The organism is Pseudomonas sp. GXM4 (assembly GCF_008923895.1).
In the GTDB taxonomy this organism is placed as follows: Bacteria; Pseudomonadota; Gammaproteobacteria; order Pseudomonadales; family Pseudomonadaceae; genus Aquipseudomonas; species Aquipseudomonas atacamensis.
Map to the genome: position 1 here is coordinate 1 of NZ_WBRZ01000179.1, position 11,843 is coordinate 11,843.

Sequence of the window (11,843 nt, forward strand, 5' to 3'; positions counted from 1 at the left end):
ACTGACCCACCGCTTTCGCGAGCAAGCTCGCTCCCACAGGGTTGCATTCCAGCTCAGGTCTATCAGCGCAATGCGTTCAGCGTGGCATTGTGCGGAATACACCGCTCATAGTTGCAGCTCGCATACTCGCGCGGCAGCTGGCGCAACTGCTCGACCCGCCAGGCAGCGGTGCCGTACAGCGCCAGCGTGGCGGCGCAGGTGATGAAGATGGCGGCGTATCTTTTTGTTTTGATGTTCATGGTGTTCGACCTCTGAACGTCTACCTTGCGGTATTACTTTGAGCATAGGTCAGCGGCGCGCACTTGCCAGCGAGTGCGCTTGAGGATTTAGCCGGCCATTCAGGTGATTGATGCCCATGTCGGAGCGGGTTTACAGGCCGGCATCCCAGGCCGGGGCCTCGGGAAAGCGCTCAACCAGAAAGTCGAGCATGCTGCGCAGTGCCGCCGGCATGTGTTTGCGTGAGGCGTACACCGCGTAGATATTCATCTGGCGCGGCTCTGCGTGTGGCAGCAAACGCAGCAGTTCGCCGCTGTGAATATGCACGCCAGCCTGGTAGGTCGGCAGCATCGCCACGCCCGCGCCGGCCAGGGTTGCGCGCAGAAGGGTGCTGGCCTCGTTGGCGCTGATATTGCCCTGCACCGGTACCGAAACCGGTTCGCCATCCTCCTCGAAATGCCACAGGCTCTTGCCGAAATAGGAATGGGTCAGGCAGTTATGTCGGCTCAAATCCTCAACCGTTTGCGGCGCCGGATGCTCAAGCAGGTAAGCCGGCGCTGCGCAGACCACCGAGCGGCACACGGTCAGGCGCCGGGCGATCAGATTCGGATCAAGATCATTGCTGGTGCGAATCGCCAGATCGATGCGTTCATCGACCAGATTCACCGTGCGGTCGAGCATCTGCAGATCGATGCTCACGCCGGGGTAAAGCCTGACGTATGCCGCCATCGCATCGGCCAGTTGCGCCTGGCCAAACGAGGTGCTGACGCTGATCCGCAGCAATCCGCGCGGCGCGTCATGGGGTTCGCTGACGGCGGCCTGCATGTCGTGCGACAGGTCGATCATCTGCCGGCAGCGCGGGAGGATTTCACTGCCGGCGGCGGTCAGGCTCAATTTGCGCGTGGTGCGGTGCATCAGCCGCGCACCGACCCAGTCTTCCAGCTCCGCCAGATAGCGCGATACCACCGGCCGCGACAGGTCGAGGTGGTCGGCCGCCGCCGACTGGCTGCCCAGGTCCACTACCGTGACGAATACCCGCATTGCTTGAAGCCGATCCATGATTTGCCCGCTTTCAGAAACAAACTATGTCCAAGCATCGCATTTTTTGTACTGAGTCTGGCAACTAAGCTCTGTTGCATCGCCAGACTGGCATTCGTAATCCGGAGCAACAAATGATCGGCTTCACACCCTTCAAACGCGTTCTGCTCGCCGCAGCATTTTTCGGCTTTGCCGCCCATGCATCCGCTGCCGAGCTGAGCCTCGATGTCTACAACCCGGGCACCCAGGCGATTTTCCCGGTCAGCTCGGTGCTGGTCAGCGGTGAGAAAGAAGCGATTCTGGTCGATGCGCAATTCGGCAAATCCCAGGCCGAACAGGTGGTGGAGAAGATCCGCGCCAGTGGCAAACAGTTGACCACCATCTACATCAGCCACGGTGACCCGGATTACTACTTCGGCCTCGACACCCTGACCAAAGCATTTCCGCAGGCAAAAGTGCTGGCTTCGCAGCCGACCGTCGATCACATCAAGCACACCGTCGACGGCAAACTGGCCTACTGGGGGCCGAAAATGGGCGCCGATGTGCCGGCGAAAACCATCGTCCCGGACGTGCTCAAGGGCGACAGCCTGACCCTCGAAGGCAAGCAATTGCAGGTGATCGGCCTCGACGGCAAGCAACCGGATCGCAGCTTCGTATGGATCCCGTCGCTCAAAGCAGTGGTCGGGGGCGTGGTGGTCGCCGAGAACATTCATGTGTGGATGGCCGACACCCAGACCGCGCAATCCCACGCCGACTGGCTGTACACCCTGCACACCATCGAAAGCCTGAAACCGCAAACCGTGGTGCCCGGCCATTTTCTGGGTGACAGCAGCCGCTCGCTGGCCAGCGTGAAATTCACTGCCGATTACATCAAGGCCTTCGATGCCGAAACCGCCAAGGCCAAAGACTCTGCTGCACTGATCGCAGCGATGAAAAAACGCTACCCGCAGCTGGGCGAGGAAAGCTCGCTGGAGCTCAGCGCGAAAGTCGCCAAGGGCGAGATGCAGTGGTAAGCCGAACCTGAACACGCAGCATTTTCAAGCCAACTGGAGAATGTCATGAGCAAGATCGCAATCATTGGTGCCACCGGCCGTGCCGGTAGCCAACTGCTGGAAGAAGCCCTGCGTCGCGGCCACAGCATCACCGCCATTGCCCGCGATACCTCAAAGGTCGGTGATCGCGCCGGTGTCGTCAGCAAGAGCCTCGACGTGCTGGATTCGGCGGCGTTGCAAGCGGCGCTGACCGGTCACGATGTGGTGATCAGCGCAGCGCACTTCGCCACCGTCCCGGCCTCGGCGATTGTCGGACCGGTGAAGCAGGCGGGCGTGAAGCGCTTGCTGGTAGTCGGCGGCGCCGGTTCGCTGTTGATGCCGGATGACACGCGGGTGATCGACAGTGCCGGTTTCCCGGCTGAATACAAAGCCGAGGCGGGCGCGGGGGCGGCGTTTCTTGATGCGTTGCGTCAGGAGCAGGAACTGGACTGGACCTTTTTGTCGCCGTCGGCGGAGTTTGTCGAGGGTGAACGCAGCGGCCAGTATCGCGTCGGCAAGGATCATCTGTTGGTCAGTGCCGAAGGGCGCAGCTGGATCACCTTTGCCGATTATGCGATTGCGCTGATTGACGAAGTGGAGACGCCGAAGCATCTGCGGCAGCGTTATACGGTCGGGTATTGAGTCAAGCCTTTTCCCCTCACCCCAGCCCTCTCCCGGGGGAGAGGGAGCCGACCGAGTTGTCTTGGGTCACGCATTGACCTGAACGACCGTGTCGATTGTGGATTCGGCGTGGCTGTGTCAGGTCGATGAATCTCTTGAGTATCCCCAATCAGTTCCCTCTCCCTGGGGAGAGGGCTAGGGTGAGGGGAGAGGCTTCAGCGCAAATGAGCCTGCTCAACCAGCCAGAGCATCAGCTCCTCAAGTTGCGGCGAGGGTTCGGCTGCGGCAGGCACCACCACGTAATATGCCAACCCCGTCTTCACCTTCAACGCAAACGGCATCACCAGCCGTCCTGCGTCCAGATCATCGCCAATCAGCGACCAGTCTCCGATCGCCACCCCGGTCCCGTGCGAGGCCATCGACATCGCCTGATCCAGCGTTTCGAAATGCTGCCCGCTGCCAAGGTTGTCCAGGCGCAATCCCGCTGCATCAAGCCATACCGACCAGTCCTGAATGTCGTGGGTCGGGTGCAATAACAGATGCTCTTGCAAATCCTGCGGTGAGTTCAGCGCCGGCGAACCCTTGAGCAATTGCGGCGAGCAGACCGGTGTCAGTTGCTCGTCGAACAGATGCAGCGCGCCTGGCGAATGGTCCGGCGGCGGGCCGTAGATCACCGCGGCGTCGAATTGCTCGCGCTGAAAGTCCACCCCGTGTTGCAGCGACGCCGTCAATTTGACCGGCAAGTCCGGGCGTTCCTTCTGCCATTGCAGCAGACGCGGCAGCAGCCAGCGCATCACGCAGCTTGGGGCCTTGAGTTGCAAGGTTTGCCGCGTCTGACCGATCTGCTCGGTCGCTTCACTGATCAGCCCGAAAACCTTCTCCACTTGTGGCAGCCATTCGCGGCCTTCCGCCGTCAGCGCCAGACCTCGGGCCAGACGAATGAACAACGGATAACCGAGCTGTTCTTCGAGCCCGGCGATCTGCCGGCTCACCGCGCCCTGGGTGATGTGCAACTGCTCGGCGGCGCGAGTGAAGTTGCAGCATTGCGCGGTGATCCAGAACGTATGCAGAGCGGGCAGGGGTGGCAGGCGTTTCATGGCGATCCGAGGTATGACGTGGGGACATGGCTAGTATGACTTTTAATCGATTGTTGCTGCCAGTTGCGCACCGTTCCAATGGGCACTCCACGGACCCTGTGGGAGCGAGCCTGCTCGCGAAGACGGTTCAAGGTTCGACACGGATGTTGGCTGGACCGCTTATTCGCGAGCAGGCTCGCTCCCACAGGGAGTGTTCAGTGAATGAAAGGGCAATCAACATGGCAACGTGCGGCGAAGTACTGGTCAAGCTGTTGGAGAATTACGGGGTCGAGCAGGTGTTCGGCATTCCCGGTGTGCACACCGTCGAGCTGTACCGAGGCCTCGCGCGTTCAAGCATCAACCACGTCACGCCACGTCACGAACAGGGCGCCGGGTTCATGGCTGACGGCTACGCGCGCACCAGCGGCAAACCCGGTGTGTGCTTCATCATCACCGGCCCGGGCATGACCAATATCACCACGGCCATGGGCCAGGCTTACGCCGATTCGATTCCAATGCTGGTGATCTCCAGCGTGCAGTCGCGCAGTCAGTTGGGCGGTGGGCGCGGCAAGTTGCATGAACTGCCGAACCAGAGCGCACTGGTCGGCGGCGTCGCAGCGTTCTCGCACACGCTGATGTCCGCTGCCGAACTGCCGGTGGTGCTTGCTCGCGCTTTCGCGCTGTTCCAGGCCGGGCGACCGCGTCCGGTGCACATCGAAATACCGTTGGACGTGCTGGTGGAAGAGGCCGATGAGTTGCTCGCCAGCCTGCCGGTGAATATCGATCGCGCCGGTGCCGCACCGGCTGCCGTGGCCCGCATGAGCGAACTGCTCGCCACGGCGCAACGTCCACTGATTCTCGCCGGCGGCGGTGCTATCGACGCAGCGCCGCAGCTGACCCGACTCGCCGAGTTGCTCGACGCTCCAGTGGCGCTGACCATCAACGCCAAAGGCATGCTGCCGACCAGCCATCCATTGTTGATCGGTTCGACGCAAAGCCTCGTCGCCACCCGCGCACTGGTCGCTGAAGCCGACGTGGTGCTGGCGATCGGCACCGAGCTGGCCGAGACCGATTACGACGTCACTTTCGCCGGCGGCTTCGAGATTCCCGGCAAGCTGTTGCGCATCGACATCGATGCCGATCAGACCGTGCGCAACTACCCGCCGCACGTCGCACTGGTCGCTGATTCGCGCAACGCCGCGCAAGCATTGCTCAGCGCCTTGTCGCACCAACCGCTGGCCGAGCGCCGCAATGATTGGGGCCAGGTTCGCGCCGCGCGTCTGCGTGATGAATTGGCCGCGAGCTGGGATGCGCCGACGCTGGCGCAGACGCGTTTGCTCGAAACCGTGCTGCACGAATTGCCCGAAGCGGTGTTCGTCGGCGATTCCACGCAACCGGTGTACACCGGCAACCTCACGTTCAACCCCGGGCGTCCGCGTCGCTGGTTCAACGCATCCACCGGTTACGGCACCCTCGGCTATGCGTTGCCGGCGGCGATTGGTGCGTGGCTCGGCGGCCAACTCGATAACGGCGCGCGACCGCCGGTGGTGTGCCTGATCGGCGACGGCGGCTTGCAGTTCACCCTGCCGGAACTGGCCAGCGCCGTTGAAGCACGGGTGCCGGTGATCGTGCTGCTGTGGAATAACCAGGGTTACGAGGAGATCAAAAAGTACATGGTCAACCGCGCCATCGAACCGGTCGGCGTGGACATCTACACCCCGGATTTCGTCGCCGTGGCCAAGGGCCTCGGTTGCGCTGCGCAAGCCATCAGCAGCATCGACGAATTGCGCGCAGCGCTGCGCGAGGCGACGGACCGGCAAGGCCCGACGCTGATTGAAATCGACCAGAACCAGTGGATGCAGGTGGTGGCCCAATGATCAGTTTTCCAACCACACTCGACGGACTCTACATCAACGGTCAATGGTCGGCGGGGGGCGAACATCTGCGGGTGATCAATCCCGCTACCGAAGCGCTGCTGACCACCGTCAATGGCGGTGACGAACACGCCGTCGACCAGGCGATCAGCGCGGCGACCGAGGCGTTCGAACACTGGTCGACAACCACCGGCGCCGAACGCGCTGCGATCCTGCGCAACATTGCCAACGGCGTGCGCAACGGTCGCGATCACTTGATGAACCTGCAGTCGAGCAACAACGGTAAACCGCAGTTCGAAGCGGCCATCGATGTCGATGACGTGATCGCCACTTTCGACTATTACGCCGGACTCGCCGAAGGCTTCGACGCCGGGCAGGACAGCACCGTGCCGCTGCCCAGCGAGGATTTCAGCGCACGCTTGCGGCGTGAACCCTGCGGCGTGGTCGGGCTGATCGTGCCGTGGAATTTCCCCATGGTCACCACCGCGTGGAAACTGGCGCCAGCGCTCGCCGCCGGTTGCTGCGTGGTGCTGAAACCTTCTGAAGTGACGCCGCTGCCGGAGCTGGAACTGGCCGCGATCATCGCTGAATCCGGGTTGCCCGACGGCGTGTTCAATCTGGTCTGCGGCACTGGTCTGACGGTGGGCGCGCCTTTGTCGGCCGATCCACGCATCGCCAGAATTTCCTTCACTGGCAGCAATGCGGTTGGCGTGCAGGTGATGCAACGCGCTGCTGAAACCGTGAAGGGTGTGAGTCTGGAGCTGGGTGGCAAATCGTCGTTGCTGGTGTTGGCGGATGCCGATTTGGAGCTGGCGGTGGAACTGGCCTGTGGTGGGGCGTTTTTCAACGCCGGGCAGATGTGCTCGGCCACCAGTCGCGTGCTTGTCGCCGAGACATTGATGGATGAATTTCTTCAGCGCCTGCAAAAACGTGCGGAGGCGATTCGAGTCGCCGATCCGTTTGATGCGGATGTGGAGATGGGCGCGCTGGTCAATCAGGCGCAGTACCAGCGGGTGCTTGGGCATATTGATCGCGGTTTGAGCGCCGGGGCGAGGTTGGTGTGCGGCGGCAATCGTCCGGCGCATTTGCCGCGCGGTTATTTTCTGCAACCGACGGTGTTCACCGACGTGCCGCTGGACAGCGCGTTATGGCGTGAAGAGATTTTCGGCCCGGTGGTGTGTGTGCGCAGTTTCGCCAGTGAGAGCGAGGCGATTGCGCTGGCCAACGACACGCAGTTCGGCCTGGTCGCGAGTGTGGTGACACGCGACGCTGCAACGGCGGATCGCGTGGCCAACGCCTTGCAGGCGGGGCTGGTGTGGATCAATGCGCCACAGGTGATCTTCCCGCAGACGGCATGGGGTGGGTACAAGCAGAGCAGTGTCGGCCGCGAACTGGGGCCTTGGGGGTTGGCGGCGTTTTTGGAGATCAAGCACGTCGTGCGAGCGGTGTAGAAGCCTGCCCTCACCCCAGCCCTCTCCCAGGGGGAGAGGGAGCTGACCGAGGTGTCTTGCTTTCTTCGTCGACCTGAAAAACCGAGTCGATTATGGATTTGAATGTCATCAATCCAAGGGCGGGTTGGCCTGGCTTGGCTGATTCCGGATTCAGCACCGATATCGCAAGTCGCTGAACCTCTCCAATATCCCCCAATCGGTTCCCTCTCCCTCTGGGAGAGGGCTAGGGTGAGGGGCTTCTATGGAGTCACACCGACAGCCGCAACCGCGCCAGATCCCGCAACGGCGGCGCACCAAACAGTCGGCTGTACTCGCGGCTGAACTGCGACGGACTTTCATAGCCCACCCGATACCCCGCCGCCGACGCTTCCAGCCCTTCAGTCAACATCAGCCGCCGCGCCTCTTGCAGGCGCAGCTGCTTCTGGTACTGCAACGGACTCATCGCAGTCATCGCCTTGAAACGATGATGCAGAGTCGACACGCTGAGGTTTACTTCCCGCGCCAGATCATCGATGCGCAGCGGTTGCTCGAAATTGCCGTTGAGCCATGTGATGGCCTGGCTGATGCGATGGCTCTGACTGTTGGCAATCGCAATCTCATACAGACGATGGCCCTGTGGGCTGCGCAGCAGGCGATAGAGAATCTCCCGGCGAATCAGCGGCGCGAGCATGGCGATGTCTTTCGGCGCGTCGAGCAGCCGGGCCAGACGCAGCACCGCGTCGAGCATGGCGCTGTCGATTTTTTCCACGTACAGACCACGTCCGGTCGGCCGGGTCGGCACGCCCATCGGGCCGGCGTCGGCGATCAACGCGGTGATTTCGGTCGGGTCAATGTCGAGGCGCACGGCGAGGATCGGTTCTTCCGGCGAGACATTGACCACGCGCCCGCTGAGCGGCATCGAAACCGATACCACCAGATAATTCAGCGGGTCGTAGTTGAAGAACTCATCGGCCAGGCGGACCTCTTTGCGCCCCTGCGCCATGATGCACAGCGCCGGCTGCGCGAGCACCGGGGCAAAGTCATGGGACTGGGTGTGGCGCGACATCACCAGCGAACCGATCGCGGTCTGGTAGCTGCCATCGTCGCTGGTGTTGCGGCGGATGATCGCCGCCAGCTCCGCGCGCTGCTTTTCCATGTCGGCGCTGGGTTCGGCTTGAAAACGATCGAATGACGTCATGCACGGCATCCTCGGCAAGTGAGGGGGAATGCAGCAGAGCATATGTTTGTGCAAGCAGCAGCGGTAGACACATTCTGCCAAATGCTTGCCTGATTCTGCCCGCAGGTGCACGCAGGTCTCCCGCCAGACGATTGCGTAGGAGCTGCCGAAGGCTGCGATCGTTGATCTTCAAGGCAAAAGCCAAAGATCGCAGCCTTCGGCAGCTCCTACACAAAACCCGTATGACAGACGTGTTGCGCGTGTTTACAGGTTGTTACAGGTCGTCTGCGCAGTCTCGCAGGATTGTGCAACGCGAAGGCAGGAATCGACTAACGGCGCAGCCGGCCCGGCCCTTAATCTTTGCTTCAGTCGCAGCCCGTCCCCCGGCTGCCACGCGATTTCATGGAGGGTTGATCATGTCCAAGCAAATGCCTGTCAGTCATATGGCCTTCGTTCGTGCCCAGGCCGGGCGTTCGGCGGAACTCGGTGTGCGCCTGAGCGCGTTGATCGAGGTCTCGCGCGCGGCGCCCGGCTGCCTGAGTTTTTCCCTGCAACAATCGCAGTGCGACGCCGACCTGTGGCTGGTCAGCGGCTACTGGAGCAGCCAACAGATGATGACGACGTATTTCAACAGTCCGTCGATGGAAGTCTTCGCCGAGCTGGTGCAGGACCTGGTGGTCAACAGCCTCGACTTCCACACCTTCAGGGACGTATCCGCCGCGCAGGCCCTCGGTCAATGCGCTGCGCCGATACACAAACTCGCCGGTTGAGGGTTTAATGTCCGGCTTATTTGATTGAGCCAGGATCCGCGACATGGCACGTAAAGAGTTTGAACGCTTCGAAGCAGTCTCCGCAGTCGTCCCCGTCGAGTTGGGCGGCAACAAGGGTTATTACGCGGCCATCGCGGTCAAGGCCCTGGTCGATGGCGGCGCCCCACGCTTTCACAAGTTGCTCAATGAGCAAGTGTTCCCCGGCGCCATTGCTGCCGATGACGCAGCCATCAACGAGCTGGACAAGCTCAAGGGCGTCACTGACGACGCCGAGCTGATCTGGTAATTACTTCTGTGCGCCCGGGCGCCACATTTTGAACAGCGCCTCAGGCCCCAGCTGGAAATAATCCGCCGGCCCGCCGCCGCGCAAAATCGGTTGTGCGGCGGCGGTGTCGTAGATGCCGTCCTTCAGCAGCCATTTGGCGATGTGCACCGCAACCACCTCGCCGAGGATCAGCCAGCTCGGCACGGTTTCGCCATCGGCGCGTTGCAGCTGGATGATCTGCGTAACCTTGCACTCGAAGGACACCGGGCTTTCGGCGACCCGTGGCACCGAAATCACCTTTGACGCCACGGTCGTCAGCCCTGCCAGTTCAAACTCGTTGACCTCAGGCGCGACCATCGCGCAGCTCTGGTTCATCTGCTCGGCCAACGGGCGCGTGGCGAGGTTCCAGACGAACTCACCGGTCTGCTCGATGTTGTTCAGACTGTCTTTGCGCCCGACACTGGAAAAACCAATGATCGGCGGCACGTAGTTGAAGGCGTTGAAGAAACTGTATGGCGCGAGATTGAGCCGGCCTTCGGCATCCTGCGAGGAAATCCAGCCGATGGGGCGCGGGCCGACGATGGCGTTGAACGGATCGTGAGGCAGGCCGTGGCCGTTGGCGGGTTCGTAGAAGTGGATGTCATCGGGCATGGGGAGCGGATTCCTGAGCTGCATTCGGATGCAGCCATAGTGCAAGGACCCAGCGCATATTTCCAGCCAGACGCGAGACCCCGTAGGGTTCGTGGCAGGACACAGATTTTGTGGCCTGCCAGCGATGCGGTGCGATCAGTCAGTGACGATCCGCGAATGCTTCTGGGTATCTTTCATGGTGATGTACACCAGCAGCGACACGGCAATGCACGCCGTGACGTACCAGTAGTAACCGGTTTCCATGCCGATGCTCTTGAACCACAGCGCGATGTATTCGGCAGTGCCGCCGAAGATCGACACGGTCAGTGCGTACGGCAGGCCAACGCCCAGGGCGCGGATTTCGGTCGGGAACAATTCGGCTTTGACCACCGCATTGATCGAGGTGTAGCCGCTGACGATGATCAGCGCTGCCATGATCAGGAAGAACGCGCCCCACCAGGTCTGGATGGTGTGCAGGGTCATCAGGATCGGCACGGTGAAGATCGTACCGAGCACACCGAAGGCGATCAGGATCGGGCGACGACCGATCTTGTCCGACAGGCCACCGATGATCGGTTGCAGGCACATGAACAGGAACAGCGTGGCGGCGGAAATGGTGGTCGAGTCGGAGATGCTCATGCCGACCGTGTTCACCAGATACTTCTGCATGTAGGTGGTGTAGGTGTAGAACGCCAGGGTGCCGCCCATGGTCAGGCCGACCACGGTCAACAGCTCTTTCGGGTGGCGCATCAAGGTGCGCATCGCGCTTTCCTTGGACTTCTCTTTCTTGGTGAACGATTCGGTCTCTTCCATGCCGCGACGCAGGTACAGCGCTACCACTGCGCAGAGCGCGCCGATGGCGAACGGGATACGCCAGCCCCACGCGTAGAGCTGTTCGGTGGTCAGCATGTTTTGCAGCACGATCAAGACGCCGAGGGCGATGAGCTGGCCGGAGATCAGGGTCACGTACTGGAAGCTGGAGAAGAAGCCGCGACGTTCCTTGGTCGCCATCTCGGACAGGTAAGTCGCCGAGGTGCCGTACTCGCCACCGACCGACAGGCCTTGCAGCAGGCGGGCGAATACCAAGAGGATCGGCGCGCCGATGCCGATGGTTTCATAGTTCGGGCTCAGGGCGATCAGCAGCGAGCCGAAGCACATCAGGTACACCGAGGCCATCAGCGCTTTCTTGCGCCCGACCTTGTCGGCGTACATGCCCATCAGCCAGCCACCAATCGGACGCATCAGGAAGCCCACGGCGAAGATCGCAGCGGTGTTCATCAGTTGCGCGGTGGTGGAACCGGCGGGGAAAAAGGTCTTGGCGAAGTACAGGGAGAAGGCGGCATACACATACCAGTCGTACCACTCGACCATGTTGCCGACAGAGCCGCTGAAGATCGATTTGATCCGGCTGGCGGTGGTTCTCGGTTTGGCCGGCACGGCAGCCGACCCAAGGGGCAGGGCGTTGGAGTTATCCATTGAAGGATCCTTCGTTTAATTGTTTTTGTGGAGCGCGTCGGAACGCAGCCTGCCAGGGCTATAGCAGGAGGTGTGCCAAGGGGTGAGGGGCCGGTTTAGAGGGGGTGGCGGGGAGGAGTGAGCGGATTTGTGCCGACTGATTGGGCTGAGTGAGCGGATTTCCGCTTACCGCGTGAAGATCAAAAGCCCCTCACCCTAGCCCTCTCCCAGAGGGAGAGGGGACTGACCGAGGTGTTCTC

12 protein-coding genes are annotated in these 11,843 nt (G+C 61.6%); 6 read left to right on the forward strand and 6 right to left on the reverse strand.

What is annotated here, in order from left to right; genetic code table 11:
• Nucleotides 1-62: 62 nt before the first annotated feature.
• On the reverse strand, nt 63-239 hold the full coding sequence (locus tag F8N49_RS27940; RefSeq protein WP_016773438.1) for a hypothetical protein: 177 nt from the start codon (nt 237-239) through the stop codon (nt 63-65).
• 130 nt (nt 240-369) lie between these two features.
• Nucleotides 370-1,275, reverse strand: a complete 906-nt coding sequence (locus F8N49_RS19655; RefSeq protein ID WP_218574877.1) for a LysR family transcriptional regulator — start codon at nt 1,273-1,275, stop codon at nt 370-372.
• Nucleotides 1,276-1,388: 113 nt separating this feature from the next.
• Here F8N49_RS19655 and F8N49_RS19660 point away from each other — a divergent pair, with 113 nt between their 5' ends.
• Together F8N49_RS19660 and F8N49_RS19665 are read left to right on the forward strand one after the other, a co-directional pair.
• Entirely contained in the window at nt 1,389-2,267 is an 879-nt protein-coding gene (locus tag F8N49_RS19660; protein WP_073471915.1) for an MBL fold metallo-hydrolase, read from the forward strand.
• 45 nt (nt 2,268-2,312) lie between these two features.
• Nucleotides 2,313-2,927 carry an NAD(P)-dependent oxidoreductase gene (locus F8N49_RS19665; RefSeq protein ID WP_122752228.1) on the forward strand — a complete coding sequence of 205 codons (615 nt, stop codon included), beginning with the start codon at nt 2,313-2,315 and terminating at the stop codon, nt 2,925-2,927.
• A 194-nt stretch (nt 2,928-3,121) separates the two neighbouring features.
• On the opposite strand, the gene F8N49_RS19670 is transcribed toward F8N49_RS19665, so the two are convergent.
• Complete coding sequence (locus F8N49_RS19670) at nt 3,122-4,003, reverse strand: LysR substrate-binding domain-containing protein (RefSeq protein ID WP_151552203.1); 882 nt, start codon at nt 4,001-4,003, stop codon at nt 3,122-3,124.
• Nucleotides 4,004-4,221: 218 nt separating this feature from the next.
• On the opposite strand from F8N49_RS19670, the gene F8N49_RS19675 reads away from it, so the two are divergent.
• Together F8N49_RS19675 and F8N49_RS19680 are read left to right on the forward strand one after the other, a co-directional pair.
• Entirely contained in the window at nt 4,222-5,859 is a 1,638-nt protein-coding gene (locus F8N49_RS19675; protein ID WP_151552205.1) for a 5-guanidino-2-oxopentanoate decarboxylase, read from the forward strand.
• Nucleotides 5,859-7,307, forward strand: a complete 1,449-nt coding sequence (locus F8N49_RS19680) for an aldehyde dehydrogenase family protein (RefSeq protein WP_178117026.1) — start codon at nt 5,859-5,861, stop codon at nt 7,305-7,307. Before F8N49_RS19675 ends, F8N49_RS19680 begins: the two co-directional genes overlap by 1 nt.
• Before the next feature lie 247 nt (nt 7,308-7,554).
• Here F8N49_RS19680 and F8N49_RS19685 read toward each other — a convergent pair whose 3' ends face one another.
• Complete coding sequence (locus F8N49_RS19685; RefSeq protein WP_151552207.1) at nt 7,555-8,484, reverse strand: AraC family transcriptional regulator; 930 nt, start codon at nt 8,482-8,484, stop codon at nt 7,555-7,557.
• 395 nt (nt 8,485-8,879) lie between these two features.
• Between F8N49_RS19685 and F8N49_RS19690 the strand changes: the two genes are divergently transcribed.
• Both F8N49_RS19690 and F8N49_RS19695 read left to right on the forward strand, forming a co-directional pair.
• Nucleotides 8,880-9,233, forward strand: a complete 354-nt coding sequence (locus F8N49_RS19690; RefSeq protein WP_016773446.1) for a putative quinol monooxygenase — start codon at nt 8,880-8,882, stop codon at nt 9,231-9,233.
• 43 nt (nt 9,234-9,276) lie between these two features.
• A complete protein-coding gene (locus tag F8N49_RS19695) occupies nt 9,277-9,519 on the forward strand; it encodes a hypothetical protein (protein ID WP_041479831.1) in 243 nt (80 codons plus the stop codon).
• On the opposite strand, the gene F8N49_RS19700 is transcribed toward F8N49_RS19695, so the two are convergent.
• Together F8N49_RS19700 and F8N49_RS19705 are read right to left on the reverse strand one after the other, a co-directional pair.
• Nucleotides 9,520-10,149 carry a flavin reductase family protein gene (locus tag F8N49_RS19700; RefSeq protein ID WP_071173402.1) on the reverse strand — a complete coding sequence of 210 codons (630 nt, stop codon included), beginning with the start codon at nt 10,147-10,149 and terminating at the stop codon, nt 9,520-9,522.
• A 135-nt stretch (nt 10,150-10,284) separates the two neighbouring features.
• Complete coding sequence (locus F8N49_RS19705) at nt 10,285-11,604, reverse strand: MFS transporter (RefSeq protein WP_024014128.1); 1,320 nt, start codon at nt 11,602-11,604, stop codon at nt 10,285-10,287.
• Nucleotides 11,605-11,843 lie beyond the last annotated feature (239 nt).